Source organism: Nodosilinea sp. P-1105, from assembly GCF_012911975.1.
Classification (GTDB): Bacteria; Cyanobacteriota; Cyanobacteriia; order Phormidesmidales; family Phormidesmidaceae; genus Nodosilinea.
On the sequence record NZ_SMDQ01000041.1, the window covers coordinates 18,682 to 44,958 of the forward strand.

Annotated in this window: 24 protein-coding genes; 13 read left to right on the plus strand and 11 right to left on the minus strand. The window is 55.7% G+C overall.

Annotated features, from left to right (window positions below):
• Positions 1–95 precede the first annotated feature (95 nt).
• From E1H13_RS16730 to E1H13_RS16760, 7 genes are all read right to left on the minus strand, one after another.
• Positions 96–674 (minus strand): Uma2 family endonuclease, encoded by a 579-nt coding sequence (locus E1H13_RS16730; RefSeq protein ID WP_169614732.1) that lies wholly within the window; start codon positions 672–674, stop codon positions 96–98.
• Between the two features lie 106 nt (positions 675–780).
• Positions 781–1,452, minus strand: a complete 672-nt coding sequence (locus E1H13_RS16735; RefSeq protein ID WP_169614734.1) for a HEAT repeat domain-containing protein — start codon at positions 1,450–1,452, stop codon at positions 781–783.
• Between the two features lie 33 nt (positions 1,453–1,485).
• Positions 1,486–2,121: a methyltransferase domain-containing protein gene (locus E1H13_RS16740; RefSeq protein ID WP_169614736.1), complete on the minus strand. Its 636-nt coding sequence runs from the start codon at positions 2,119–2,121 to the stop codon at positions 1,486–1,488.
• Between the two features lie 45 nt (positions 2,122–2,166).
• Complete coding sequence (locus tag E1H13_RS16745) at positions 2,167–3,429, minus strand: hypothetical protein (protein ID WP_240966685.1); 1,263 nt, start codon at positions 3,427–3,429, stop codon at positions 2,167–2,169.
• 324 nt (positions 3,430–3,753) lie between these two features.
• Positions 3,754–5,262 carry a C-3',4' desaturase CrtD gene (gene crtD, locus E1H13_RS16750; protein WP_169614737.1) on the minus strand — a complete coding sequence of 503 codons (1,509 nt, stop codon included), beginning with the start codon at positions 5,260–5,262 and terminating at the stop codon, positions 3,754–3,756.
• Positions 5,263–5,322: 60 nt separating this feature from the next.
• A complete protein-coding gene (gene hetR / locus E1H13_RS16755) occupies positions 5,323–6,252 on the minus strand; it encodes a heterocyst differentiation control protein (protein ID WP_169614739.1) in 930 nt (309 codons plus the stop codon).
• Positions 6,253–6,816: 564 nt separating this feature from the next.
• Positions 6,817–7,386: a hypothetical protein gene (locus tag E1H13_RS16760; RefSeq protein WP_240966686.1), complete on the minus strand. Its 570-nt coding sequence runs from the start codon at positions 7,384–7,386 to the stop codon at positions 6,817–6,819.
• A 317-nt stretch (positions 7,387–7,703) separates the two neighbouring features.
• Between E1H13_RS16760 and E1H13_RS16765 the strand changes: the two genes are divergently transcribed.
• The 5 genes from E1H13_RS16765 to sppA all read left to right on the plus strand — a co-directional run bounded on the left by E1H13_RS16765 (position 7,704) and on the right by sppA (position 12,786).
• Positions 7,704–8,225: a Ycf51 family protein gene (locus tag E1H13_RS16765; protein WP_169614742.1), complete on the plus strand. Its 522-nt coding sequence runs from the start codon at positions 7,704–7,706 to the stop codon at positions 8,223–8,225.
• A 63-nt stretch (positions 8,226–8,288) separates the two neighbouring features.
• Positions 8,289–9,443, plus strand: coding sequence for an iron-containing alcohol dehydrogenase family protein (locus E1H13_RS16770; protein WP_169614744.1), 1,155 nt, complete (start codon positions 8,289–8,291; stop codon positions 9,441–9,443).
• Positions 9,440–10,642 carry an aspartate aminotransferase gene (locus E1H13_RS16775; RefSeq protein WP_169614746.1) on the plus strand — a complete coding sequence of 401 codons (1,203 nt, stop codon included), beginning with the start codon at positions 9,440–9,442 and terminating at the stop codon, positions 10,640–10,642. Before E1H13_RS16770 ends, E1H13_RS16775 begins: the two co-directional genes overlap by 4 nt.
• Positions 10,643–10,699: 57 nt before the next feature.
• Positions 10,700–10,897, plus strand: a complete 198-nt coding sequence (locus tag E1H13_RS16780; RefSeq protein WP_169614752.1) for a twin-arginine translocase TatA/TatE family subunit — start codon at positions 10,700–10,702, stop codon at positions 10,895–10,897.
• A gap of 23 nt (positions 10,898–10,920) precedes the next feature.
• Positions 10,921–12,786: a signal peptide peptidase SppA gene (sppA, locus tag E1H13_RS16785; protein ID WP_169614754.1), complete on the plus strand. Its 1,866-nt coding sequence runs from the start codon at positions 10,921–10,923 to the stop codon at positions 12,784–12,786.
• 129 nt (positions 12,787–12,915) lie between these two features.
• Here sppA and E1H13_RS16790 read toward each other — a convergent pair whose 3' ends face one another.
• Entirely contained in the window at positions 12,916–13,893 is a 978-nt protein-coding gene (locus E1H13_RS16790) for an NAD(P)-dependent oxidoreductase (protein ID WP_240966687.1), read from the minus strand.
• 350 nt (positions 13,894–14,243) lie between these two features.
• On the opposite strand from E1H13_RS16790, the gene E1H13_RS16795 reads away from it, so the two are divergent.
• The 3 genes from E1H13_RS16795 (at position 14,244) to E1H13_RS16805 (ending at position 16,470) form a co-directional block, all read left to right on the plus strand.
• Positions 14,244–14,777: a type IV pilin-like G/H family protein gene (locus E1H13_RS16795; RefSeq protein ID WP_169614758.1), complete on the plus strand. Its 534-nt coding sequence runs from the start codon at positions 14,244–14,246 to the stop codon at positions 14,775–14,777.
• A 230-nt stretch (positions 14,778–15,007) separates the two neighbouring features.
• On the plus strand, positions 15,008–15,802 hold the full coding sequence (locus tag E1H13_RS16800) for a DUF2993 domain-containing protein (RefSeq protein WP_169614786.1): 795 nt from the start codon (positions 15,008–15,010) through the stop codon (positions 15,800–15,802).
• Positions 15,803–15,957: 155 nt separating this feature from the next.
• Positions 15,958–16,470 carry an adenine phosphoribosyltransferase gene (locus tag E1H13_RS16805; RefSeq protein WP_169614760.1) on the plus strand — a complete coding sequence of 171 codons (513 nt, stop codon included), beginning with the start codon at positions 15,958–15,960 and terminating at the stop codon, positions 16,468–16,470.
• A 32-nt stretch (positions 16,471–16,502) separates the two neighbouring features.
• On the opposite strand, the gene miaA is transcribed toward E1H13_RS16805, so the two are convergent.
• Positions 16,503–17,423, minus strand: coding sequence for a tRNA (adenosine(37)-N6)-dimethylallyltransferase MiaA (miaA, locus tag E1H13_RS16810; protein WP_169614788.1), 921 nt, complete (start codon positions 17,421–17,423; stop codon positions 16,503–16,505).
• 188 nt (positions 17,424–17,611) lie between these two features.
• Between miaA and gyrB the strand changes: the two genes are divergently transcribed.
• Together gyrB and E1H13_RS16820 are read left to right on the plus strand one after the other, a co-directional pair.
• Positions 17,612–19,552, plus strand: a complete 1,941-nt coding sequence (gene gyrB / locus E1H13_RS16815; protein ID WP_169614762.1) for a DNA topoisomerase (ATP-hydrolyzing) subunit B — start codon at positions 17,612–17,614, stop codon at positions 19,550–19,552.
• 85 nt (positions 19,553–19,637) lie between these two features.
• Positions 19,638–19,850 (plus strand): hypothetical protein, encoded by a 213-nt coding sequence (locus tag E1H13_RS16820; RefSeq protein ID WP_169614763.1) that lies wholly within the window; start codon positions 19,638–19,640, stop codon positions 19,848–19,850.
• 68 nt (positions 19,851–19,918) lie between these two features.
• On the opposite strand, the gene E1H13_RS16825 is transcribed toward E1H13_RS16820, so the two are convergent.
• Together E1H13_RS16825 and sir are read right to left on the minus strand one after the other, a co-directional pair.
• On the minus strand, positions 19,919–20,116 hold the full coding sequence (locus tag E1H13_RS16825; RefSeq protein ID WP_169614765.1) for a hypothetical protein: 198 nt from the start codon (positions 20,114–20,116) through the stop codon (positions 19,919–19,921).
• A 795-nt stretch (positions 20,117–20,911) separates the two neighbouring features.
• Entirely contained in the window at positions 20,912–22,849 is a 1,938-nt protein-coding gene (gene sir, locus E1H13_RS16830) for a sulfite reductase, ferredoxin dependent (protein ID WP_169614767.1), read from the minus strand.
• A gap of 442 nt (positions 22,850–23,291) precedes the next feature.
• Between sir and E1H13_RS16835 the strand changes: the two genes are divergently transcribed.
• Genes E1H13_RS16835 through E1H13_RS16845 form a run of 3 tightly spaced genes read left to right on the plus strand, consistent with a single transcriptional unit; the run spans position 23,292 to position 26,259 of the window.
• On the plus strand, positions 23,292–23,549 hold the full coding sequence (locus E1H13_RS16835) for a chlororespiratory reduction protein 7 (protein WP_169614769.1): 258 nt from the start codon (positions 23,292–23,294) through the stop codon (positions 23,547–23,549).
• The gene (locus E1H13_RS16840; protein ID WP_169614771.1) at positions 23,546–24,331 is read left to right on the plus strand and encodes a DUF429 domain-containing protein; all 786 of its coding nucleotides are present in this window, start codon (positions 23,546–23,548) and stop codon (positions 24,329–24,331) included. The genes E1H13_RS16835 and E1H13_RS16840 overlap by 4 nt, the downstream gene beginning before the upstream one ends.
• A 23-nt stretch (positions 24,332–24,354) precedes the next feature.
• A complete protein-coding gene (locus E1H13_RS16845; protein ID WP_169614773.1) occupies positions 24,355–26,259 on the plus strand; it encodes an adenylate/guanylate cyclase domain-containing protein in 1,905 nt (634 codons plus the stop codon).
• Positions 26,260–26,277: the final 18 nt, after the last annotated feature.

A 26,277-nucleotide genomic window follows, 5' to 3' on the forward strand; every position in this document is an offset into this window, starting at 1 on the left:
CCAAACGTTGTCTTTATGGCTGGGGTGACGCTGGTGCAGTGGCTCCAGGACATCATGTTTGGCTTTTCTACGTCTTGCCTAGAAAGGGGATATCGTTACGGCTGCCCAGCGGCAAAAAGCTGTGCCGGGGTGAGGTGCAACTCTGGAAACTGGGGAGAAGTAATGGCGCGATCGCCGCCATAAGTCCCAACTGGCTCATACCCCTGCCCTGCCTGGGCCAGCACCAACACGGTTTGGTCTGCGGGGTGAATAACCCAGTATTCGGGAATGCCCAGGTCTTCATACTGGGCGCGCTTCGCCACGTAGTCACGCTGCCACTGTAACTCGCCCGGGCTGACCACCTCCACCACCAGCAGCGGTGGCGGCATCGATAGACGAATAGTGTTGCGCGGGGCCAGCAGCTCCACATGCTCAGGACGGATAATGGCTAGATCTGGGTAACGGTTTTTGGGTTCGCCCCGCACCTCTAGTTCCAGGCCATGGGGCCTAACCCGCAAGTGCCCAACCAGATTGGCAAACTGAAGCGCCAGGAAAAACGCGATACTGGTGTTGTAGCCTGACTCAGGGGGCACTTCAATCAGTTCTCCATTAAAGAGCTCATAGAGGTGATCTGAACCGTCATCGTAGGCCAGATAATCCTCAAAGCTCTGAAACCTGAGTTTAGTTTGCACCATAGCGAGTAATGGGCCAGTGGAGAAGATAACGTCAGGGTACTCAAGGTAGGTCGCCCCAGGAATTCGGGACGGTTCCAGTACCTGGATAGTCCCTAGGCCTTCAATTTTACCCTCGTTTTTGGAGCCGAATCAGCGAAATTCTGGCCGCTTCCGCCACCTGAAAATGGGCATCTTTTTCCAAATAGCGTAGGGCGGGCTCGGTTTTAGGACTGGGTAAATGGCCCAGGGCTTCCGCCAGGCGCTGACGCACCAGCCAGTCCTCAGACTGGGCAAAGGTCAAAATCTCCTCTACTGCAGCTATGTCACCAATTTCGCCAATGGCAGCAATGGCCGCCTGCTGCATCACCGCTTCGTCACTTTTCAGCGCCTGCATCAGCACATCGTGGGCCCGGGGATCTTTCAAATTGCCCAAGGACACCGCCGCACTAAACCGTACCAACCAGTCGGTGTCTTCATAAAAGGCGCGCACTAACGTTTCAAACGCCCGGGGATCCTCCAGATACCCCAGCGCTCCTGCCGCATCGGCCCGAATCCCGTAGTCTGGGTCAGCTTTGAGTAACTTGGTCAAAATCTCTAAGGACTCTTCATCGGGCTTGATGCCCAGGGCAAAGACCGCCATCGAGCGAATTTGCAGGTTCTCGTCATGAAGTGCTCGCTTAATCAGCGGGGCCGCCTGGTCCGCCGGTACATTCCGCAGAGAGGCCAGGGCCAACATGCGGTCCTTCGAGTCTTTGCTGTTAAGTTGACTAGCAATTTGGTCTAAGTCCACCGGGGCCATGATATCTCTCAGAAATGTTACATATTGTCACAGTTACTCTTTTAGTATATAGCCTAGGCCAGGCCGCTGGAAGCGACCCAGGTATTCTTCCCCCTGGCGGGCGGGGACAGAATTGGCCACAGGCTCCAGAGTGGTCAGCTCAAACTGGGGGCTAAAGCGCTGGCGCAACTCCGTCGGGCTGCTGCCAAAGGGCGGTCCCCCAGATCGGTTGTGGGTAAAGAAAACGGCCAATAGCTCCCCCTTGGGAGCCAGCAGGCCAGACACCAACTGCACGTAGGTATCCCGCAAGGCCAAATCCAGGGCGCAAAAGCAGGTGTGCTCAATCACATAGTCAAACTGGCCCTGAAACTCCGGCAGGAGTTGAAAAATGTCGCGCTGCACCAGATTAATCGTTACCCCTGACGCGGCAGCCATCTGGTTCAGAGCCACTAAAGCCGACGGGGCAAAATCTACCGCTGTAACCGTAAACCCATGACGCGCAAATAACAAGGCATCGTAGCCTCGCCCGGCCCCTAAAACAATCGCCGACCCCGGCGGCGGTGCCTGAGGAGACGCCAGTAGGGTGACAAAAGCCGGTGCTGGCTGGCCTAAATCCCAGCCCGTGGTACCCTCCTGGTAGCGGCGTTCCCAAGCTTCAGCGTCCAGGCTAGGGGAGGATTGTGTGGTCATGAAAATACCTGTCTTGCGCTGGAACCCGCTTGGAGTAAGAGGGGCTTAGAACTGATAGCCAACGTCACTAAAGTTGGTGATCAGGGCAACATTAGCATGTTCTAGGCTGGTCACTAGCCAGGGCACTTCCTTGCAGTAGCGGCGTTCGTGCACATTGAATAGGACCGAAAAGCAGCGTTCCAGCCAGGGCTTAGCGGCAGTACAAAACAGCACGACCCGCAGCAGCAACCCCATGGTCAAGGCATAGCCCACATCGTTCACCAGGTGGCAGAAGTTACGAAACACGGGACGTTTGGGACTATCAACCACCAAGAAATTCAACAATCGACGGCAGGTTTCAACCACAATAAAACTATTCAGCGGCTGTCCATCAAATTCAGCCAGGGTTTCACGCAGATACTGGCGGAGGTTGCGCGTGAAGTAGTTATTGCTATATTTAGGCTCGGCTGAGGCAATGGGATTGATCAAGTAGTCCACGAATTCATCTTTAAAGTCTCGGTAAGAGCGCACCGTTTTACTGTAGGTCGCAAACCAGTGGGCCTGGTCCCTATGGCTACGGCGACCATCAATTTTGCCAGTGTAGTAGGTGAGAGCCTGCTCTAACCGGGGTTCGTCCAGAAGTGTAGGATTGACTGCCTTAACAGTTGTGGTGGCCGCTTGCCGGTGGGTTTGATAGCGGGCGAGACGAATGGCCAGGTCGGTTTCAGTCTTGCGTCGTAAATCACTAATGTTTTGCTTTTGCTCTTGGCCGCTGTCTTTGGTCAGCAGGCTGCTGTCGTACAAAAAGGGATAGTGCCGAATGCGATACCCCAAGGGTTGCTCAGCCATCAGGGTTGAGGCAATTTCTGGCTCTTTGTGGCGACTAAAAATCTTTTGTAGACGACAGAGGGCCGCATATTGCTCGCTAGCCACAAACTCCCGAACCAACGCCTGAATACGCTGATTTTCAGGTTCCAGGGAGTTGAACTCGGGCAGGGTGTCAAAGATTTGCACCAACTCAGGAATCGCCCAGTGGTTGCGAGATTCTGTGTACCAGGGGTTAATCAGGGTGTAGCAGCAGCGATTCAGCACATATTTAAATTCACGGTCTGCCGTCGATTGGCAAGATAGTTGGATTAAGACATTGGCCACCGTGCTGTCAGGATAGTGGGCCACATCTAAAAACAACTGGCGAAATCGCTCGATTAGCTGGTGGGGTTGCTCAACCCGACGCCAATGCTGCCAATGTTGATACAGCACCTCTTCTAGGTTGGCTGGGGGATGACTGGAATAGTTGGACCAAGAGTCTAGAGAATCCCAAGGGCTCATGGCGATGACCTGATTGTGTGCGAGGGCAGGGGCAAACCACAATGGGTTAGACACCCATAAACCTAATCGATCTCTAGATCGGCGAGTTCAATGCTCAGCCTAGGATGAGGCCAACTCAACCCCTGAGGGGGAGTGCCCCTGAATTAAATCAAACCCCAGCCCAAAGTTAGAGTTCTGCCTGTAAGACAACTCCAAACCTGAGTTGGACTTAGTCTAGGGCGCTGAATCGGCACAATCCGAGATCTAAATTATTCTACAGATGTTTCCGCAAAATTTCGGAGATAACTACGATACATTCTTAAAGATTGCGTAGATTTTGGCGATCTATCCCGCTGTAATTTGCTGTACCACCGTTTGGGCTGAGTAGCTCACACCAGCAGTACCTTCCCCAGGGTGGGTGCAATCACCCACGAGCCAAAGCCCTGGAATCGGGGTGCGGTTGGCAAAACCAAAGGGGCCAAAGGTGCTGACCCGCATGCCCAGACCACCGACGCTACCTTGATGGCGCCCGGTAAAGTGGGCAAAGGTACGGGGGGTAGCCGCTTCCACATGGATCAGGTGGTCTGGGGTTAAGTCAAAATAGCTGGATAGTCGCTGAATGGCCCCGTCGGTATAGGCCTGCTTCATTTGCGGGTAGTCGGGGGTCTGCCACCAGGGGGCAATATCGGTAAAGGTGGAGGCAATGATGGTGGCCATGCCCTCGGGGGCGCGCCCATCCCCTGGGCGGCTGACGGAGACAAACAGGGTGTTGTTTTCGGCTAGGGGGCCGTCATAGTTGTAAAGGAACTGCAGATGGGGTGGACAATCGGCGGGAATAGCGGCAGCGGTTACCCCCAGGTACAGCACAAATGCCCCACTACTGGGGGGGAGAGACTGGACGCGACGACGGTAACCGGCGGGAGCTGACTCCCCTAGGAGGCTAACAAGGTTATGGACGGTCACATTGGCAACGACGTGGTCGGCTGGCTCTAGCCAGGTGCGTCCTTTGGGGTCCTGTACGGTCACCCCGATGACTCGGCCTGGCTGGGTGTGAATCTGCTGTACAGTGTGACGCATCTGTAGCAGTCCCCCATCCCGTCCCAGGGCTTTTTCTAAATAGTCACTGAGCACCTGCATGCTGCCTTGCAGGTGAAACAAACCCTGGGGGGTTTGGGACACACTGAGGGCGGTGGCGGCGTAGAGCATGGCTGTTTCGTCTGCACTCACCTGGGAGTAAAGCTTTAGCTGTAAGTCCAGAAAGGTTTTCAGGCGGCGATCGCCCCCTAAGCCCAATCGGTCCAACACTTGGCCGACCGTAGAAAAGGTATAGGGCAGGGTGAACAGCGTATCGGGCCGCACCGCCCGCACCAGTCGCCATAGATCCCAGCCATTGCGGGGGGGCAGTACGGGCTCTCGACTCTGAAACCGCCAACTGGGCTGGAACAAGGTCTGAACCAATTGCCAAAAGGGCTCACTGCCGGGAAACTGCCGCTGCCGCTCGGCTTGCCAGGCCGAATAGTCCCGCCACACCTGAATGGGTTCAGCTTCCCCCGGCAAAAAGACAGCGCAGGCCGGGTCACAGGGGGTGGCCTGGGGCAGGGGCAAGTCTAGCTCAGCAAAAATGCTGGCGTGGATGCCACCCGGCTCCAATCCGGCCACCTGGGTTGCCCCCACATCGAAGGTGAACCCCCGTCGCTTGAACGTCGATGCACAGCCGCCAGGCACGATCGCCTGGTCAAACACCCGTACCCGGTAGCCCCGCCGTGCTAGCAGGGCAGCAGCTGTCAATCCGCCGATGCCAGCACCGATGACCACGACTGACTCAGCTTTAGACGATGAAGCAGGAGCATCCATGAGTTAACAATTTGTTACATATTACTCATTTTAGCCCCATTGCCACGGCAGCTGATGGGTTTAGTCGTATTCTCGGGTACCTGCTGCAAACTGCAAGACCATGGGAAACCCTTGGTCTTGATGGTATTTGTCGGCCCAACTGCGGAGCAGTTCATCCAGTTCATCCAAAGCCGCCTGTCGGCGATCGGGGTCGATGTCGAAGACTTCCACCCCTCGCAATACCCCCTCCTCTTCTCGCACCCAAGCTTGCAGTAAATTAAAGTAGCGGGCAACATCGTCAATCATGGCAAATACCCGCGCCCGTTCCCCCTTAGGCGAGTAGGACTCGCTGACCAAGGCAAACAGGGGAATATCCACCAGAGGCGAGTCAATCTGAATCACCGTTTCTGAATGCAGCAGGCGAAATTTAATATGGGACATGAGGGCATCACTGCAAGGCATTCGCTGCCCCTTGGGCAAATCAGTCTGGGATACCTCATGCAGTAGTTCAATTAATTCATTGAATTCTACCTGGTCTAAAATTCTGGCGTTTGGTGACCCTTCCGGCAATTTTGCCTCGATCGCCTTGCGCTCTCCAGGGGTCAACCCTTGAATACGAACGCGGGGTTGATCGTCGCCACAGGGAAATTTATCCTGCCATAGAAAGGGAAGGGCAATTAAGTAGTAAGGTTCCTTGGAGTTGAGCACCTTCAGACTTTGGCCCTCAGCTAGGGTAGCCTCAATTTCTTTGACGATCGCTTTGATCCGCTTGGGTTCCACATGGTAAAGAAAACCCGTTTTCCGAATATTTTCCCCTTGCTCAATGAAGGTGCTATAGATGGCTAGCTTAGCTGCCGTCGTGGCCGCATCCAAAAAAGCTCCGTAGCGATGACCGCCCATTTTCATCGTGCTAAGGGCCAGGTCAAACAAAATTCGATCGGCAGGGCTGGGGTGAATGGCCTCGAGTAAATGCTGCCTGAGCTGGGGCGGAACTTGGGACTGATGGGTCACAATATAACAACGTGTCCAAACATATAGTGAGTTCAAATCAGGTGAGCCATTAATCGCTCAGATCCTGGTGAAACTCAAAATACAGCGTTCTTGATGTCAGTGAAGTACAGAAATACCCAGCCAACCCTGGGTGGCAAGGGAGCGGCTGTACCTCACTCATAACGTCAAGGCTGTATGGGTTTGATCTCTAAAAAATCAATCAATCTGAGCGAACTAAGGCCAATTGTCTTAAGTCTACTTCAGGTTTTAAAAATAGCGCCGAATCTGTAGGAATTAACGATAAAACTCCCCAGGAAGTAGACCAGGATGGACGCAAACCCCTTGTCACTTGGCCTCTAAAACTGGCGGTAGTCACTGTCTGGCAATGATGGTGACTATGCCAGTCGCCGATACCAAACAGCGTTTAGAGGTTAGCCATAATCTGGAGTAGACATCCAGTAGAATCGACATTAAGGATAAGGACTCGCAAGTTAACCAGGACCCAACATCATTCCCGCACAGGCGGTAATCCGTTATGGGGTAACTGTTTTAGCGGGTACTTCAGTTTGAGGCGAAGGCCTTAGCCTATTCTGCCGGTTGGGCGGCCCCACAGTAGGCATTGACTTCATTGATCAGCTGAGATTCTGTTTGAGATAACTCTTCAATGGCAGCCACGGCTCTCATGGTCTGCTCCTGAGATTCCTCGATTCTAGCGGGCAGATCGGCTTCTGATTCAGCCGTTACCACCAGGTCCATGGCTTGACGAGCATCGTCTAAGGCTTCACTAAATCCTTCGACAACATCGATGTAGCTATCCCGAAAGTCAGCCAAGGTTTCATCTTGGAGAGAGGTTGTCTCCAGATCATCCACGAGCCCATTCAGGTTAACCACCACTTTATCGACGGCTGACGTGTACTGACTGGCCGCCAGCTTAATATCATCGAGGTCTTTGACCTGGGCAGCACTTTCGCTAAAGGCTTGAATTTCAGTCTCAAACTCTTGCATAAAGCCTTGGGTTTGGTTGACCACATCCGCCAGCTGATTGCACTGAGCGACCCGAGGTTGACCACAGCCCACTAGCAACAGGGCCATTAAGGCACCCATCACCCCACCCCCCCAGCGGCGGCGTGTGGTGAACCCCCATCTATCCTGCATCAATCCTGTCGTCATAGCTGCCGCCATCAAATGGTGTTACGGCTTCAAGTTTTACCTTGTCTTGGGTGGCTTTACAACTAGCCTGGCCCAGAAGATAAATCGGACAATTGATCACCATGCCCAGAAAATCTACTCTGAATCTACTCTGAGGAGCTGATAGGATCTAAAAGTAACGGTCTACACCGGAGCAGAGGGGACTGTCCTAAGCTGGGATCGCCCTATCAAGCTCCACTGTAGCAAGCTTCACTGTAGATAGAAGTTACTATCTACGATATCTTGATCAGTCTATCTATCTTTCTTATAGAGTCATACCCAGCATGCCGACTCCGGATGAATTTCTAGTTGCCACCCAGTGGGCCGCTCTTGGCACCCTGGCCCTAATTGCTTTAGCGGTTCTAGCGTTTGTGCTGAAGTGGGGAATCCGCTTCCGGCTGGTGGGGGCGGCGGGGTTTTCCATAGTGCTGACGGTGGGGTTGCTAGGGCTAAGTTTTGAGCCCTTTAGTCGGACTGTTGTGCCGGGGGCCGTATCCTATGCCACGGTCTACGATTCTGGGGCCAGCAAAATTGTGATTGCTGTACCATCCACCATTACCCCGGATGCCCTTGATGCTACCCTGCAGCAGGCGGCCAGTAACCTGTTTAAGCCTTACCGGCTGGGCCTACCTGGACAAGTTCCCACGGTTCGGGCTCGGGTGATTGTGCATGACCAGCCGGGGGTATCAAAGCTGGTTTATGTGGGCCAGGTGCAGCCTGCTGCTAAAGGTGACAATGCCACGGCCTACCGGGTCCATGTGGACCAATCGGCCCTGGCGGCGGTATCGCCGACCCATGAAAGCTAGGGGAATGCTTAGGACTCCCCATGGTTTGCTTACCTCTCTCCCTGTTCCTGTCAACGGCCATCTATGACTACGTTTGCTTTACCCAGCCTAACCATTGCCCCAGCCCAGGTGGTGCGGGGTACAGAGATCTTGGCGTCCCAGGGAGCTGCGATCGCGGCTTTAGGGCAACGACCGTTAATCGTCGGCGGTAATCACAGCTTGGCGCTGGCTGCACCCCTGCGGGATGCCCTTCAGCAGGCGGGGTTGGCCGCCCATACAGCGCACTACGGTAGCGATTGCAGTGAAGTCACCCTAACTCGCTTACGGCGACAGGCCACCACCGATCACACCGATGTGGTGATTGGCATCGGTGGCGGCAAAGCCCTGGATGCGGCCAAACTATTGGCCTACCAGATTCGCTGCCCAGTGGTTACGGTGCCCACCTCTGGGGCCACCTGTGCGGCCTGGACAGCTCTATCCAACGTCTATTCCGAGCAGGGGGCTTTTTTATACGATGTGACCCTGCCCCGCTGCCCCGACCTGCTGATTTTAGACTATGCCCTGGTGCGCACCGCCCCGCGCCGTACCCTGGTGGCGGGAATTGGCGATGGTTTGGCTAAGTGGTACGAGGCCTCCGTCAGTAGCGGCGCTTCCCAGCAGACCCTGATTGTATCAGCGGTGCAGCAGGCCCGAGTCCTGCGGGATATTTTGTTTCAAAAGACCCCAGGAGCGCTCCGAGACTGGGGTGGAGACGATTGGCAACAGGTGGTAGATGCCACGGTGTTACTGGCTGGTGTGATCGGTGGGGTGGGGGGTGCCCAATGCCGCACAGTGGCCGCCCATGCGGTGCATAATGGGCTGACCCAGCTAGCCGCTAGCCATGGCACCCTGCATGGGGAGAAAGTGGCCTACGGCATTTTGGTACAGCTGCGCCTGGAAGAACTGGCGGGTAAGGCCGCCCTGGCCACAACTGCCCGTCAACAGCTAATTCAGTTTTATGGGGCGGCGGGGCTACCTACGACCCTAGCTGATTTAGGCTTGGGGGATATTTCCCTACGGCAGCTGCAGCAGGTGGCAGAATTTGCCTGTCGCCAGGGGTCTGACATTCACCATCTGCCTTTTGTGGTCACCCCTGACGCTGTGGTGGCAGCCATGGTGTCGCCCCTCTGTCCTGAACTGCGGGATCGGCCTCGGTTGGCCGATTCTGCCGCTACTGTTGCCCCGGAGGTGCAGCCATGAGCCTAGATTGGATACCGCCCGCAGATCGCCTCAGCGCCCTGCCCCCCTACGTGTTTGCCCGCCTTGATGAACTCAAAGCCCGAGCTCGAGAGCAAGGGTTAGATTTAATTGACCTGGGCATGGGTAACCCCGATGGCCCTACCCCTGCCCCGGTGGTAGAAGCGGCCCGTCTGGCGATTGGTGATGCCAGTAATCACGGTTATCCTCCCTTTGAGGGTACTGCCAGCTTTCGCACCGCCATTACAGACTGGTACGCCCGTCGCTACGGGGTACCGTTAGACCCCACCGCTGAGGCCCTGCCCCTGTTGGGGTCAAAGGAAGGGATCACCCACCTGGCCATGGCGTTCATCAACCCAGGGGATGTGGTGTTAGTGCCCACCCCCGCATACCCAGCCCATTTTCGGGGGCCGGCGATTGCCGGGGCTAAGGTTCATCACTTGCACCTAAAGCCAGAGAATAACTGGCTGATTGACTTTGACACCATTCCCCCAGCGGTCGCCCGCTCAGCAAAAGCCTTATTTTTCAACTACCCGAACAATCCCACTGCGGCCACCGCTCCCCGGTCCTTTTTTGAGCAAGCGGTGGCCTTTGCCCAGCGGTATCAAATTTTGCTGGTGCATGATCTGTGCTACGCCGAACTGGCCTTTGACGGTTACCAACCCACCAGCCTGCTGGAAATTCCGGGGGGGAAAGAGGTGGGGGTCGAGTTTCACACCCTATCGAAGACCTATAATATGGCCGGGTGGCGGGTGGGCTTTGTGGTGGGCAACTCTCACATTATTCAAGGGTTACGCACCCTGAAAACCAACCTAGACTATGGGATTTTTGCGGCATTGCAGCGGGCGGCAGAAACGGCTCTTTCGTTGCCCGATCGCTACCTAGAGGAGGTGCAAACCCGCTACTCTACCCGGCGGGACTTTTTAATTGAGCAATTTGCCTCCCTGGGCTGGGCGGTGACCAAGCCCCAGGCCACCATGTACCTGTGGGTGCCCTGCCCACCAGGCATTAATTCCACGGACTTTGCCCTGGAGGTGTTGCAAGAAACTGGGGTGGTGGTTACCCCGGGGAATGCCTTTGGCCCTGGGGGCGAAAATTACATTCGGGTGAGTTTGATTGCCGACTGCGATCGCCTGGGTCAGGCCATGGATCGCATCCGTCAGGCGGGGTTTCGTTTCGAGCCAGTCACTGCCTCGGTGTAAATCCTAATCCCAGGGTTGACGGTATATAGTGAACATACTCTTAAGCCGCGTATCGCCATGTTTAATCTAGGTTGGACCGAGGTTATTGTTGTGATTGGGGTCGCCATCCTGATTTTTGGTCCCAAGAAAATTCCAGAATTGGGTAGTGCCCTGGGGAAGACCCTGCGAGGCTTTAAAGCCGAAATGAACCAACCTCCCGATCCAGACAGTCTCGACGCTTATGATGATGCCGAAGATGCAGATGTCTATCGGTAAGTGCCATTGAGGACCACAGGGCCATGCGCCAATTTATCAAATACACCCTGGCTAGCCTGACCGGGTCGATCTTATTTTTCATGCTGTTGGGTTTTTTGCTGACGGTGGGGGCTGTGGGCCTGGTGGGGGTTTTGCTAGCCAGTTTGACCCGAGGCCCTGATCCGCCCACCATCGCTGACCAGACCTTGTTGGTGTATGACCTCTCTACACCCATTTCCGATGGTCCGGCCCTGGCCGATCCCCGGTCAATGATCCTGGCCTCTCCAGCGACCCCCACGGCCCTATCCCTGCGCCAGGCGGTGGCTGCCCTGGAGGCAGCCGCTGAGGATCCTCGCATTGCCGGGTTATATCTTAAGGGGGGAGCCACTGTCGGCACCGGGCTAGCCAATCAAATGGAGCTTTACCCCGCCATTCAAGCCTTTCGAGAGGCGGATAAGCCTGTGTTGGCCTATGACGTCGCTTGGAGTGAGCGGGAATATTATCTGGCCGCCCTGGCCGATACGGTGTACCTGAACCCCCTGGGCAGCGTGGAAATGAATGGTCTCTATGCGGAAGTGATGTATCAGGCAGAGGCCCTGGACAATTTGGGGATTGGGGTGCAGGTGACCCGGGTGGGGGCTTACAAGTCGGCGGTGGAACCGTTTATTGCCGATAGTATGAGCTCCGAGGAGCGCACGCAAATTCAACAGTTGCTGGATGATGTGTGGCAGACCATGGTGACGGATATAGTTGAGCCGCGATCGCTAGCGCCCCAGCAACTGCAAGCCATTGCCGATAGCCAGGGATTTTTATTTGGGGAAGCGGCCCAGACCGAAAATCTAGTGGATGAAATCGCCTACGAAGATGAGGTGATCGAAGCCTTGCGGGACATTACCGGGCAGGAGGGCGATCGCAATGATCGCCCCAACGCTCCCAGCTTTCGCCAGATTAGCTTAGGTCGCTATGCCCGCACCATCGACGATGACCTGGTGACTCGTCGCTCCAGCAACCAGATAGCGGTGGTCTATGCCGAGGGGCCGATTGTGGACGGTGAAAGCGGCGGTGGCTTTGGCCAACCCCAGGTGATTGCTGGCAACACCCTGGCCCGGCAGCTCCGACGACTGCGGCAAGATGACACTGTCAAGGCGGTTGTTCTGCGGGTGAATAGCCCCGGCGGTAGCGCCACCGCCTCAGATGTGATTTTGCGGGAGCTACAACTGCTGCAAGAGGCCGATAAACCCGTGGTGGTGTCCATGGGCAACGTGGCTGCCTCTGGTGGCTACTGGATCTCGGCCCTGGCGGACAGCATTGTGGCTCAACCAGCAACCATTACCGGCTCGATTGGGGTCTACAGCTTGTTTCTGAACCTGCAAGAGCTAGGGGACAAGGTCGGCGTCTCCTGGGATGGGGTCAAAACTGGGGAACTGGCCGATATTCTTTCACCGACGCGGCCTAAGACTGAGCAGGAACTGGCGATTTTGCAAACCGCCGTCGACAACATCTACGACACCTTCTTAGACCGGGTGGAAGCCGGACGGGACCTGCCCCGGGCTACGGTGACCGATGTGGCCCAAGGACGGGTCTGGTCTGGTACCGCCGCCCAGGACCTGGGCCTCGTCGATGAACTGGGGGGGTTGAGTCAGGCGATCGCGATCGCCGCAGACCTGGCCGACTTAGATGATGACTGGCGTCTACGGGAGTATCCTGAACCGGACGACTGGCAGCGGTTTTTTACCCTGTTTGTATCTCAGCCAACCCAGACCCAGTGGACCAGCTGGCTAACCACAGATAGCCCCGATCCTGTCACCAACCAATTGCTCAACGTGTGGGACGAAGTCAGCCTGCTGCAAACCCTCAACGATCCCAGGGGGCTCTACTTGCTCATGCCCTACCAAATTCGCTTGCAATAGCGCCAAGGCATTGCAGCAGTCAGTTTTGTGGAGTTCTGCGATCGCGCCACCTAACCTACGAAAACTATGCTTAAAAAGTGGAGATCCTAGGATACAGAAGTTCCCCTTTTTGCCTTCTGCCTTTCCGTACTACCCCTCAGCAATGCCGTGTACCCGGAGTAGGTCTGCCATGGTAGAGCAATAGGGCTCCATGGCAAAGGTGGCCGGGTTCACCGTCCCCTTGTAGACAAAGTGACGGTACTGCAAGCAGAAATAATCCCAAGGGGCCATCTGCACCCGAAATAGGGTGATCAACACATCCGCCAGCCAAAAATAGAGAGGAATTTGAAACCAAATGCGCTTGCCCAGGTAGTCGCAGGTTTGCTGTACCGCCTGATCGGCTGACAGGGGAGGATTGCCTAAGACAAACTCTCGGTAACCCGCCTGGGAAGGATGTTCTAGCAGATAATTGACCACGGTGGCAATGTCTTGGGCGTGGGCAAAGTGAAAGCCAGCATCCGCCTTAAAGAATCGAATCAAGCCGATCCACTTGGTAACATCTTGCAGCCCAGCAGAAATAAAGGAGTAGGGCTTGTCCTTATCGCCGCCAAACACCAGGGTGGGAAACACCGTAGTGACTTTATCGTAGATGGCTAGTTCCGGCAGTCGTTGATGGCAGTTGTACTTACTACGAATATAGTCGGTACCTAGCTGCGCCGCTTCTGGCAGCGGCTGACTCTGCTGATTCAAAATGCTAGCGGTGGAAAAATAAATCACCTGCTGACACCGCTGTGGATCAAGCAGACTCAGCACGTGCAGGTTATCGTCCACATTGGTCTTGTACACATAGTCTGGCTCCCCCCCCCAAGCGGCAGCGGTCAAGATAGCCATGTCCATGGTGGGCAGCAGATCGGCGTACTGATCACTATCCCCTAACCCACCCAGCAAAATATGCACCTGAGGATTATCCTGCACCGGCAGGCGCAGCTTTTCTGGGTGGCGCAACAGCAAAAAGAGCTCATAGCGGTTAGTTTGCAGCAACAGTTCCAGGATGTAGTGCCCAATGCAGCCGCTGGCACCGGTGATAAAGATTCGCGGTCGGCCAGTCTCTGGGGAAGATGAATCCAAGGTGTCCAAATCGTTAGTTAGGCTCAACGGAAATAACTCGACAGTATTGGTTAGACGGTATTGATGAGTTGATGGTCTGGGGCTTAGTCCTGTGACACTTTGCTTCATCAGTATGCAACAAAGTATCCCTGTAGATGGCAACCATCTTTGATTTAGCTCCAATGTCTAACATAGCTCTTTGGTCATGATTTACCCCAGACTCCGATCAGTGGATTTAGCCAGAGCGTCCATAAAGCCCAGATAAAGTTCACGATTACTATCCGGTCTTTTCAGTGACATTGCGTAAAAGGGAGTGCCATCCTGGTGCTGTCCTGATTTGATTGTCACATTATTGATTGTTCAATGGCCCAATGGCCCTATTTCCTATGACCTTCGGTAACGTTTACTACCTTGGCGGCTTCAGGATAGCTAATCGCAAGGCTCAGTCCCAGGGGTTTACTCTGCTGGAACTGATGATTGTGGTGGTGATCTTAGGCCTGCTGAGTGCCCTGGTATGGCCCAGCTTCATGAGATATACAACCCGGGCTCGGCAGGCCAATGCCTTGAAGTATGTGGGCAGCTTAAGCCGAGCCCAACAGTATTATTTTTTAGAGCATGCTCGCTTCGCCAGTTCCCTGGCCGAGTTGGGGTTTAATCACCTGGATGCAGCCCCGGACTATGGCTATGCCGTTAAGCTGGCTGACAATGGCACCACCGTGGTTGTGGCTGCCCCAGCCAATGATGAGCTCAAGGGGTATGCGGGGTTGGTCTATACCACCACCGACAATGGCGGCAATGCTGTGATCTCTACCTTGGTCTGCGAGGGGAGTCGAACCGCGATCGCCGCACCGACCCTAGTGGCCGTGGGTAGCCAACTCAAAATTGCAGATTGTGCCCAGCTGTAGCCCAGCAAGCTTATGGCTGAGGGTGTCAGGTCTTAGGACGGGTTGGCTGACTGATGCCGCAGAGTACTGTAATTTAGAATTCCCGCAGGTTAGGTGAAGCGCAGTGGATGCTGTTGCCCCCCAGCCTATGATTACCATAGATAGTCTTAGCCCTCTTTAACCAAAAAACTCTGTCACTACGCTTCATATTTTGTTACAACAAGAGGGAAGTTGGGTTGGTATTAACCTTTATGTTTAGCGGCTTTACTGGATTCCAGGCAAATGCAGCTAATGATTTCGGTGAACGGATGATCAATTCTGTGGTCACCCAATCGCTGCGTCACCTGTTTAGCCGGAGCGAGTCAATGGATGTAGCCGTGCGCTGCTCTCCCCCCAGTAAACTGCTCCAGGGTATGGTCGACAGCTTTCGCATGGAAGGCCAGGGGCTGGTGATTCGCAAAGAATTTGAAGCGGCGGAAATGATGTTTGAAACCGATGCCGTGGCCATTGATGTGGGGGCGGCCATTGGCGGCAAAATTCGTCTTCGCCAACCGACTCAGGCCATTGCTCAGGTGGTGCTCACAGAGGCGGCTATCAACCAGGCCTTTAAGGCTAAATTGGTCCGTCAGCACCTGGAGGGGGTGACCGATGATCAGGTCACTAACCTATCGGGAGGGGATCCGGTGACATTCCGCGATCTACAAATGACTTTGTTGCCGGACCAAGCGATTAAAATTGCCGCTAAAACTGATTTGCCCAATCGTCAGAACCTGCCCTTGCAGCTGACCGCCAAAATTACCGTGGAAAAACGGCGGCGGATTATCTTTGCCGATGCTGAATTTCTGCCTGAAGGCATCCCAGAGGAGGTGCGTTCCCTATCGGCAACCCTCACCAAAGGATTGGCTATGGTGCTCAACCGCATGGTGGATCTAGAGCGGTTTGACCTAGATGGGGTGCTGCTGCGGGTCAACCGGCTAGAGACAAAGGGCGATCGCCTGGTGTTTAGCGGCTATGCCCAGATTGATCATTTCCCCGGGGCGGCGTGATCTAGGGAAAGGTTGGCAAACGGAGAGGGGGGTGATGAGGGGAAACCGCTCCGAGTCTACCCGTAGGGTAGGAGTGATGGGGCGTAGGGGCAGACCGGTGTGTCTGCCCTAAGGTGGTAGCATAGCTACGGCCTGCGACCTGTGACTTCCCAACTATGGATCTAAAATCCCATATTCGCGACATTCCTGACTTTCCCCAACCCGGGATTTTATTTCGCGATATTACCCCCCTATTGGCCAACCCCACATCAATGCAGTACAGCATTGATCTGTTTGCTGAGCAGGTGGCGGGGTTACAGCCAGACTATATCGCTGGCATCGAATCGCGGGGGTTTATGTTTGGCATGCCCCTGGCCTATAAGTTGGGGGTCGGGTTCGCCCCGGTGCGCAAGCCTGGCAAGTTGCCCGCTGCGGTTCACTCGGCCACCTATGAGTTGGAGTACGGCAACGACACCCTAGAGCTCCACCAGGATGCGTTTCCGGCCGGGAGTCGGGTGTTGATTATCGACGACCTGATTGCCACGGGGGGCACAGCAGCGGCTACCGCTGATCTGGTCGTTCAAACTGGCAGTACCGTAGCAGGCTTTGGCTTTGTAATTGAGTTGTTGGCTTTGCAGGGGCGGTCTAAGCTACCCGAAGCTCCAGTGACGGTCCTCTTGCAGTACTGACCCATAGAGCTATGCTCCTCCGGGGCAGGGGCTTAGAGGGTTGCATGGCCATCCAACCACTGGCAAGCGGTTCCCCACACCTGATCCACCAGATCGGCGGCGTCAGCGTCAAACCACTGGACGGTGGCGCGGTTGCGAAACCAGGTGCGCTGGCGCTTAGCAAACTGACGGGTGTGGCGCACAATCTCTGCCTGGGCCACGGCCAGAGAATAATCCCCTTGTAAGTGGCGTAGCATTTCGGCGTAGCCGAGGGTTTGCAGTAGGGGCAAGTCAGTTCCGTACCTGTGGGCCAGGGTAGCCACTTCATGCTTCAGCCCAACTTCGATCATGGTCTGGGTGCGCTGGGCGATGCGGCGCTGCAGGCTGTCTGGGTCGCTGTCTAAGCCTAAGTAGAGAATGGGGTAATCCGGAGGGGCGGTCCCTTGCAGGGTAGTCAGGGGTTGGCCGCTGACGTAAAACACCTCTAGGGCGCGCACGGTGCGGACTGGGTCATGGGGATGAATACGGCGGGCGGCAACTGGGTCTAGGGTTTGTAGCAGGGTATAGCAGTGGGGCTGCCCCAGGGTTGCTAACTGCTGGCGTAAGGCCGGTTGGGGGGCGACGGGGGGAATCCTCAGCCCCTTGACCACCGCATCGATGTAGAGCCCCGTGCCGCCCACCAGCATGGGCATCACGGCGCGATCGCGATGAATCGTCTGAATTAAGTCCTGGGCTTGGCGCTGGTACTCTGCCAGAGTCAGGGACTCTGTGGGGTCACAAATGTCGATCAGCGCGTGGGGCACTTGCTGCTGCTCCTGGAGGGAAGGTTTTGCGGTACCAATGTCAAACTCTCGGTATACTTGTCGAGAGTCGGCACTGAGAATCACCCCTGGCGATCGCTGGGCCAGGGCCAAAGCCAATCCCGACTTTCCCGTAGCAGTCGCACCACCAATTACCAGCAAAAATGGTACAATTGAACCATGTGGCCAGGATGTTTCCTGGGGTAGTGCTAATTTTGGAAAATTTAGAGGTTCCACCCCTCGGTTAATCTTCATCTCAAGTTGCCTTAGAATCCTCTACGGCTGGTTTGTGATATAATTTTAAGGTGTTTTGACCTGCAAGCTTGTTATGGGGCTTTAAGCCCATTTTTGGAGCATATAGCATGACAACCAACTACGGTGCTGAACAGATTCAGGTGCTGGAAGGGCTTGAACCTGTCCGTAAACGTCCAGGCATGTACATTGGCAGCACTGGACCTCGGGGTCTCCACCACCTGGTGTACGAGGTTGTCGATAACTCCGTGGACGAAGCCCTGGCGGGTTACTGTAAAACTATTCAAATTTCTCTAAATGCGGATGGTTCTGTCACAGTCACCGACGACGGCCGTGGCATTCCTACCGATGTCCATCCTCGCACAGGCAAGTCGGCCCTGGAAACGGTGATGACCGTCCTACATGCTGGCGGTAAGTTTGGCGGTGGCGGCTACAAGGTATCAGGGGGGTTGCATGGGGTCGGTATCTCCGTGGTCAATGCCCTATCGGAATGGGTGGAAGTGACCGTATGGCGCGAGGGTAAGGTCCACAAGCAGCGCTACGAGCGGGGGGCGCCCATTGGGGAGCTAGAAGTTGCCCCCAGCCAAGAGCAGCGCCAGGGCACCTCTGTTTCCTTTTTGCCCGACCGCCAGATTTTCACCACTGGTATCGAGTTCGATTACGATACCCTGGTCGGTCGTTTTCGAGAGCTGGCTTATCTGAATGCTGGCATCGAAGTCACCTTTACCGACTACCGCCTAGAGCTACTGAAGACGGATCAGCCCAGGGTCACCACTTACCACTATGCGGGCGGCATTAGCGAGTATGTGGGCTACATCAATGTAGACAAGCAGGCGATCCACGACGAAATCATTACCATTGCCGCCGAGCGGGATGGGGTGCAGGTGGAAGCGGCGCTGCAATGGTGTGCAGATGCTTACTCTGATAATTTGCTGGGGTTCGCCAACAACATCCGCACCATTGATGGAGGCACCCACTTGGAGGGCCTCAAGGCGGTGTTGACCCGCACCCTCAATAACTTTGCCCGCAAGCGAAACAAGCGTAAGGACGGCGAATCTAACCTGGCCGGAGAAAACATTCGCGAAGGGCTGACAGCGATTGTCTCAGTCAAAGTGCCAGATCCAGAATTTGAGGGCCAGACTAAGACCAAGCTGGGTAACACGGAGGTGCGGGGCATTGTCGATTCCCTGGTGGGAGAAGCCCTGACCGAATATCTGGACTTTCACCCCAATGTGGCCGATGCCATTTTAGAAAAAGCGATCCAGGCCTTTAACGCCGCCGAGGCGGCCCGCCGAGCCCGAGAACTGGTCCGCCGTAAGTCGGTGCTGGAGTCCTCTACCCTGCCCGGCAAGCTAGCTGATTGCAGCACCCGTGACCCTAGCGAGTCAGAGATCTTTATCGTAGAGGGAGATTCTGCGGGAGGCAGTGCCAAGCAAGGGCGCGATCGCCGTTTCCAAGCCATTCTGCCCCTGCGCGGCAAAATCCTCAATATCGAAAAAACCGACGACGCTAAGATTTACAAAAATACCGAAATTCAGGCGCTAATTACGGCCCTAGGCCTAGGCATAAAAGGAGAAGAGTTCGATGCTTCTCAGCTACGTTACCACCGGATCTGCCTGATGACTGACGCTGACGTGGATGGGGCTCACATTCGTACGCTGTTGCTCACCTTCTTCTACCGTTATCAGCGGGAGTTGGTTGATCAGGGCTATGTATATATTGCCTGTCCGCCCCTGTACAAGGTGGAACGGGGGCGTAATCACTGGTACTGCTACAACGACCGAGAACTGCAAACCCTAATTGCTGAGGAGTTTCCGGCCAACGCCAACTACAGTGTGCAGCGGTTCAAAGGTTTAGGGGAAATGATGCCCACCCAGCTATGGGATACCACCATGAACCCAGAGACCCGGATGATGAAGCGGGTAGAAATTGAAGATGCCGCCGAAGCCGATCGCATTTTCACGATTTTGATGGGCGATCGGGTCGCCCCCCGGCGTGAGTTTATTGAAACCCACGGCCCTCGCCTCAAGCTAGAAGACCTGGATATCTAGCGCTCATGTGTAGAGCCATGAAGCCGAGGCCGTATCAGTCTACTCATTCCTTTACAATTTAAACGTCACCTATTCGCCAAAGCTTATGCCTGTTGAAACCGTTGGTAGTCCACCCCCTGAAGCCGATCAAATTCGGTCGGTATTACAGCAGCAGTTGCCCGACATTATCGCTAGCTTTAACCAGGTGCTGCGGGAGCAGTACGGAATTGCGGGGGTCAGTGTTGGCGGCTTTACCGTAGTTCCAGAGAGCGCAGCAGCGGCCGTCACCTGCGATCGCGACGGTTGCTCGGTTGGCTGATTTAGATGGGCCAACAACTGGGCTAATTCAGCACGATAGAACTGTGGCTGGAGCGTCAGTACAGTATGTCAAGAACCCAGGGTTCTGCCCTGGTGTTCTAGGGGCAGCGTCCTTAACAGGTCAGCGGCGACGGCGGCAGCAGCCACAGTGCGATCGCTGACCGCAAAGAATTCCACATCCAGTTCCAGGATGTCCTGCATCACAGCTTGGAACTCAGCGAAGTTCCGCTGGAGCTCTTCCCAGCCTTCAGTGCCGGTAATCAGCAAATCATAGGGTAGCTGGCCCCGACTCCGGTCATCTCTCCCCCCGCTTGAGAACCGTTGGGAGTCTGGCAGGCAGCTAGTAGCAGTGCCAGGGCAGAGGTCAGCGATGCCAATCGCTTGACGCCAAGTTGTATTTTTAAGCTTATGGAGTTAAGTGATATCCTCATTTACTGCTAATCGAAGCTGGAAAAACTTAGGCATAAATAGATGGTTTACCTATAGCCGTGGCAACATCCAGTACAAAAGTCAGACATCAGCTCTCTGTCATAGAACCATCACCATGGGGCCGTCACCAGCGATTTATCGCGCTAAACTGTAACTATAGATACAGCACAACAAAACGACGTTTTTCTTTTTTCCGGAAAGCCTACGGTCAATGATGTAGATTAACCCAGGCCAGGGAACCCTATTGAAGAGAACGCCCAATCTACCGCTGCCCTGTGGAGGCATAGGCTCATGATGGATACGACATTGACTTCTGGACTCGAAATTATTGCTGTGATCACAGTGATGACCCTAGTTGTTTGCCCAATGCTGGTATGGGTACTGCCTGATCGCAGTCGTCCAGCCAACTAAACATTCGGTTTGCCCAGGCAAGATTTCAGTCAGGGTGAAAAAACGCCAGTACAAAGCCGGAGCTACTCCTCCCACGAGTGGCTCCGGCTTTTGATTAGGTGACCTCTAGGAAACGTTCTACCGAGTGGTGGGCAATGCCCACCCTACGAAAGCTACGATCGCTGACAACAAGCGGGATTATCTTGCTCGGAAATCTCCTTAGATGGTCACCCTACGGGACCCCTACGATCGCTGCTGCAAATATACCCCTAGGGCATCAGCCATCACCTGGGCCATGGGTCGCCCTTCTTTATCAGCGGTGGCTTGCAGGGTCAAAAACAGATCGTGGGACACGCTCAACCGGTGCCGCCCTTCCTTGGTATGGCGAGGGGTGTACTGCTCGGGGTCATAGGTGCTAGCGAACTGACGCAGGGCTTCAAACCCCACGCGATCGCAGAAGTCGCCAAAGCTTTCCCGCTGCTTACGGCCATCCCGAAAGAACACAAACAGCGGTTCCAGGGTAGTTTCCATCTCTCGATCCGGCATCCGCTCAATGTAGGGGCGAGCCAGTCGAGTCTGGTTCGGGCAGCCCCCCAGCCATACCTGGTACGACTCTGGTCCACTACCTACAAACCCCAGCTCCGCCATGTAGGGGCGGGCGCAGCCATTGGGGCAGCCGGTCATGCGTACCACAAAATGCTCGTCCCGTAAGCCCAGCTTAGTTAACAGGGTCCGTAGCCGCTCCAGGGTGGTGGGCATAATTCGCTCGGCCTCGGTAATCGCTAGGCCGCACAGGGGCAGAGCCGGGCAGGCCATGGCATAGCGCACCAGGGGATCGAGCTCAGTTTCTTTGACCACGCCACAGCGGGTCAAGATCTCCTGGATGGCGGCCTTGTCCTCGGGCTTAATGTCATAGAACAGCACGCTCTGGTTGGGGGTGACCAGCATCGGCAGGTTAAACCGCTGGACAATCTCCCGCAGGGCCGTTTTTAGCTGCAACCCTTCGCGATCGAGCACCCGGCCATTTTCAATCGGCACCCCCACAAACCAGTGGCCGTCCCCCTGCTCTTGCCAACCCAGGTAGTCGTAGAAGGTCCATTTTGGCAGCTTCTTAAACGCCTTTAGGGGCTTACCAAAGTAGGTTTCCACCTGCTGCCGGAAGCGATCGACGCCCCAGTCATGGATCAGGTACTTCATGCGGGCATGGCGGCGATTGTAGCGATCGCCGTAGTCCCGCTGGGTGGCCACGATCGCCTTCATCAGGTCATAGACATCGTCCTTGTCCACATAGCCAATTTCATCGGCGGTGCGGGCAAAGGTTTCCTCTTTATTATGGGTGCGGCCTAGGCCGCCGCCCGCCAGCACGTTAAACCCCTTCAGATTGCCTTTTTTATCCGTCATCACCACCAGGGTGACATCCTGGGTATAGGCATCGATGGAGTTATCGCCAGGTACCGTCACCGCGCACTTAAACTTGCGGGGCATATAGTGGGTGCCATAGATCGGCTCCTCGCTGCCGTGGACCAGGGTACCGTTACCATTGCGCTGCCGCGCTGCCACCACATCGGGGTGTTCTTCCACCGAAACCGCCTTTTCCCCGTCCAGCCAAATTTCGTAGTAAGCCTCAGTTTGGGGCCGCAGCAAATCCGCAATCCGGTTGGCATAGTCCTGGGCCAGGGCATACTCGGGCCGATTTTTGTAGGGGGCAGGGGGGGCCATGATGTTGCGGTTCAGATCGCCACAGGCCCCCAGGGTAGATCCCAGGCTTTTAACAATCGCGGCAATGGTGGCCTTGAGATTTTGCTTCAACACCCCATGGAGCTGGAACCCCTGGCGGGTGGTGGCCCGCAGGGTACCGTTACCGTACTGGTCCGACAGGCGATCGAGGGTGAGATAGAGCTCAGGGGGAATAAACCCGCCGGGGTTGCGGGTGCGCAACATCATTTGGTAGTCCTTCTCCTGCCCCTTCACCCGATTGTCGCGGTTGTCTTGCTGGTAAGAGCCATGAAACTTGAGGATTTGAATCGCATCCTCGGTAAAGTGGGTAGTATCTTCCAGCAGTTCACTGGCCAGGGGTTGGCGCAGAAAGTTACTGCGTTCCTTAATGCCTTCGAGCTTAGAGCGCTTCTGCACCTCTGCTGAAGACGCTGACGGGGTTGATTTAAGCGGAGTCTGAACCATAGCACCAGAGCGGATTACGAGTCGCGATAACACAGAAAAACCCAGGCCAGACACCGCATAAATCGCCATGTCTAGGGGAGGGTTAGATCCCGAAAACTCCGGTAAACCGGTCGGGTTTTCGGTGAATACTTCTTTTATCCTACCACCGGATCCAGGGGATTAGTGCTATTCCCAAAGGAAATTCACAGTCTGATGCACAGATGCTCTCCCCGGTTTAGGATGATCTTTGGCAGACTGTGGCCATTTTCACTTCCTGGGGGCTGTCAAGCTAGCGGTGCACGACCTACGGTAAACGGTGCACGGCTTACCTGAAACCGCTTGCCGTTTACCGTGAACCCCAAGTCACATCTCCCGTCATTCTTTTTTGACTGACCATAGCGGCTCTACCTTCTACCTTCTACCTTCTACCTTCTGCCTTTCTTCCCCCCACCCGGAGTTCCCCATGCCCGACAACATCATGTATCAGGAGGATATGTTTGTAGTGCTGATGCCCGGTGAGGCCGAGGTGTTTTTGACCCCTGACGAGCTCTTGGTCCAGCTGGCGGCCCTGCTGGCGGAACGACAGGATAACCTACCCAGAGATCTGCAACGGTTTAGCGACCTTACAGAACAGGCCCAACACCTGCGGGATACCGCCTGTGAGCTAGAGCTACGCCCTGGGGAAACCATGCAGTGGTACGTGGTGCGGCTGGAAAAGTGAGGCGATTTTTAGGGATTGACTTGGGTTGGCAATCCGGGCCAACGGGGGTGTGCTGCCTTACCCTGGGGGACAGTGGCCTGCAGCTCAGCCACCTGGATCGCTTCGACACCACCCCTGAAGTACTAGCCTGGGTCGATCGCTGGACCGCCCCCGACACCGATGGGGTGATTGCCGTGGATGCCCCCACCCTGATTCCCAACCAAACGGGGATGCGGCTGCCCGATCGCCTGGCCCACAAATACTTTGGTCGCTACGACGCCGGTTGCTATCCAGCCAATCGCGATCGCCCCTTTGCTGAAAAGCTGATCGCCTTTGGCCTAGCCTTAGAGGAGCGGGGGTTTCGCCATGCCCCTAAGACGGCCCCCCAGCCCCCAGGTCGCTTCCAGCTAGAGGTGTTTCCCCATCCGGCGACGGTGCATTTATTTGGCCTGAGTCGAATTCTCAAGTACAAAAAAGGCACCCTGGCTCAGCGCCGCCCGGAGCTAGAAAAGCTGCGCCAGTTGCAGCTCCAGATTCTACCCACCCTCGAACCCACCTTACCCCTGGCCGCCACCGATCTACCCCCCATTCCCGCCACGGGTAAAGCGATGAAGGCGGTGGAAGACCAACTCGATAGCCTCACCTGTGCCTATGTAGCCGCCTACTGGTGGCACTGGGGGGCTGGCCCGGTGCCCACTGGTCTATCTGGACCCGCCACCGCCGTTCCCCAAAGTTGGGTCCTGGGCGACCCGACGACGGGCTATATTGTCGTACCGCCCCCCGCCAACTCCAAGTGGTTTTAGGGGTAGACTAAACCGGTTGCTCCATGATGAGAATACTTCGACGGCTACTGGAAACCTACGGATCATCGACCTGGCCAGGGCTAGCCCTATTGGCCTTGGTGGTGCTGATGCGTCTGGCCGGAGGGTTTCAGGGGCTGGAGCTAAAAACCCTCGATACCCTACTCCGCCTGCGTCCGGCAGAACCCACCGATGACCGCTTCTTGATTGTGGGTATCGACGAAGCGGATATCCAAGCCCTGGGCACTTATCCGGTGCCAGACCAGGTGCTAGCGGATTTGCTGCACCGGCTAGATCGCCATCAACCCAGGGCCGTAGCCATCGATATTTACCGTGATTTCCCGGTTAATCCTGGCCACGGGGCGTTAGTTCAAGCCTGGGCAGACTTCCCCTACGTCGTGGGCATTGAGCAGGTGTTAGCCAATCCGGTTGCTCCGCCTCAGACCCTCCCCTCCGACCGAATTGGGTTTGTGGATTTACCCCTGGATGACGATGGGTTTGTGCGGCGGATTTTGCTCGGGGTGTATGGGGCAGACGGGGTATACCGCTTTGCCTTGGCCATCCGCCTGGCGGAACAATACTTGGCCCAGTATGGCTTGGCGATGGACAATGGCTATCGCGATCCAGAGGCGATGCGGTTTGGCACCACCGAGCTGACCCGGGTGCACCCCCACACCGGAGGCTATGTCCGGGCTGATGCCGCCGGTAACCAGATGCTGCTTAATCCCCGCAGTGGTGCAACCCCCTTTCGCCAAGTCTCCCTGCGCCAGGTGATGGTTGGGGCCGTTGACCCCGCCTGGATCGAAGATGCCATTGTCCTGGTGGGCATTACTTCCTTGAGCGTCAAAGATTTGGTCAACTCGGCGGCGGTCAGTTCTGAGAACCCTGGCTTGGTATACGGCGTGGAGATTCAAGCCCATGCCACGAGCCAAATTATTAGTGCTGTACTCGATGATCGGCCCCTGCTACAGGTGTGGTCCCCGGGGTTGGAATACGGCTGGATTGTCGTCTGGGGTGGGCTGGGTATTGGCTGGTCCTTGATGGCTCGACGTCTGTGGATATCGGTGTTGGGCAGTACAGCCCTGCTAGGTTGTCTGCTGGGGGCTGGGGTGGGGCTGATGGGCATGGCCGTGTGGGTGCCCATGGTGGTTCCCGCGATCGCCTTTGTGATCACCAGTACTATCACCACCAGCCTGCGCCTGAGCCAAGCCCAGCAACAACAGATGATGACGCTGCGTCTGCTAGGACAACAAACCTCTCCAGAAATTGCCCAAGCCCTTTGGGACGAACGCCAGCGGCTGACGGAGGAGGGGCGACTACCGGCCCAAACCCTGACCGCCACCATCTTGTTCTCAGATATCCGCAACTTCACGACCCTGTCGGAGCAGCAGTCCCCCCAGCAGGTGATGGGCTGGCTAAATGAGTACTTTATGGCGATGACGGAGGAGGTGCAGCGTCACCATGGGGTGGTGAATAAGTTCATTGGCGATGGCTTGATGGCTGTTTTTGGGGTACCTATCCCAAGCACCACCCCCGTCGCCATTGCCACTGATGCCCAGCAGGCGGTCGACTGTGCCTTGGCAATGGCAGAACGCCTAACCCAGCTCAATCAGCAGTGGAGCGATCAAGGTTATCTCCCGATCCAAATTCGGATTGGCATCTTTACTGGCCCGGTCATGGTTGGTAGCTTGGGGGGCAGTCAGCGGTTGGAATATGGCGTTGTGGGAGACAGCGTCAATACCGCGTCTCGCTTAGAAAGCTGCTTTAAACATCGCCAGCCAACACCATGCCGGATTTTGATTGCCCACGAAACGCTGGTGCATCTAAACAATCAAATCCAGGTAGAGTCTTGGGGAGAGATTCCCCTGCGGGGAAAACAGAATACGGTGCGGGTTTATCGAGTATGCCACCGGTCGATATCATCTTTTTGAGTTGCAAGGCTTCAGCGG

What these genes read in the sequence shown, in the direction of transcription:
- E1H13_RS16730 (WP_169614732.1), bottom strand. Translation starts at nt 674, where the DNA reads ATGGTGCAAACTAAACTCAGGTTTCAGAGCTTTGAGGATTATCTGGCC.
- E1H13_RS16735 (WP_169614734.1), bottom strand. Translation starts at nt 1,452, where the DNA reads ATGGCCCCGGTGGACTTAGACCAAATTGCTAGTCAACTTAACAGCAAA.
- E1H13_RS16740 (WP_169614736.1), bottom strand. Translation starts at nt 2,121, where the DNA reads ATGACCACACAATCCTCCCCTAGCCTGGACGCTGAAGCTTGGGAACGC.
- E1H13_RS16745 (WP_240966685.1), bottom strand. Translation starts at nt 3,429, where the DNA reads ATGAGCCCTTGGGATTCTCTAGACTCTTGGTCCAACTATTCCAGTCAT.
- crtD (WP_169614737.1), bottom strand. Translation starts at nt 5,262, where the DNA reads ATGGATGCTCCTGCTTCATCGTCTAAAGCTGAGTCAGTCGTGGTCATC.
- E1H13_RS16760 (WP_240966686.1), bottom strand. Translation starts at nt 7,386, where the DNA reads ATGCAGGATAGATGGGGGTTCACCACACGCCGCCGCTGGGGGGGTGGG.
- E1H13_RS16765 (WP_169614742.1), top strand. Translation starts at nt 7,704, where the DNA reads ATGCCGACTCCGGATGAATTTCTAGTTGCCACCCAGTGGGCCGCTCTT.
- E1H13_RS16770 (WP_169614744.1), top strand. Translation starts at nt 8,289, where the DNA reads ATGACTACGTTTGCTTTACCCAGCCTAACCATTGCCCCAGCCCAGGTG.
- E1H13_RS16775 (WP_169614746.1), top strand. Translation starts at nt 9,440, where the DNA reads ATGAGCCTAGATTGGATACCGCCCGCAGATCGCCTCAGCGCCCTGCCC.
- E1H13_RS16780 (WP_169614752.1), top strand. Translation starts at nt 10,700, where the DNA reads ATGTTTAATCTAGGTTGGACCGAGGTTATTGTTGTGATTGGGGTCGCC.
- sppA (WP_169614754.1), top strand. Translation starts at nt 10,921, where the DNA reads ATGCGCCAATTTATCAAATACACCCTGGCTAGCCTGACCGGGTCGATC.
- E1H13_RS16795 (WP_169614758.1), top strand. Translation starts at nt 14,244, where the DNA reads ATGGCCCTATTTCCTATGACCTTCGGTAACGTTTACTACCTTGGCGGC.
- E1H13_RS16800 (WP_169614786.1), top strand. Translation starts at nt 15,008, where the DNA reads ATGTTTAGCGGCTTTACTGGATTCCAGGCAAATGCAGCTAATGATTTC.
- E1H13_RS16805 (WP_169614760.1), top strand. Translation starts at nt 15,958, where the DNA reads ATGGATCTAAAATCCCATATTCGCGACATTCCTGACTTTCCCCAACCC.
- gyrB (WP_169614762.1), top strand. Translation starts at nt 17,612, where the DNA reads ATGACAACCAACTACGGTGCTGAACAGATTCAGGTGCTGGAAGGGCTT.
- E1H13_RS16820 (WP_169614763.1), top strand. Translation starts at nt 19,638, where the DNA reads ATGCCTGTTGAAACCGTTGGTAGTCCACCCCCTGAAGCCGATCAAATT.
- sir (WP_169614767.1), bottom strand. Translation starts at nt 22,849, where the DNA reads ATGGTTCAGACTCCGCTTAAATCAACCCCGTCAGCGTCTTCAGCAGAG.
- E1H13_RS16835 (WP_169614769.1), top strand. Translation starts at nt 23,292, where the DNA reads ATGCCCGACAACATCATGTATCAGGAGGATATGTTTGTAGTGCTGATG.
- E1H13_RS16845 (WP_169614773.1), top strand. Translation starts at nt 24,355, where the DNA reads ATGATGAGAATACTTCGACGGCTACTGGAAACCTACGGATCATCGACC.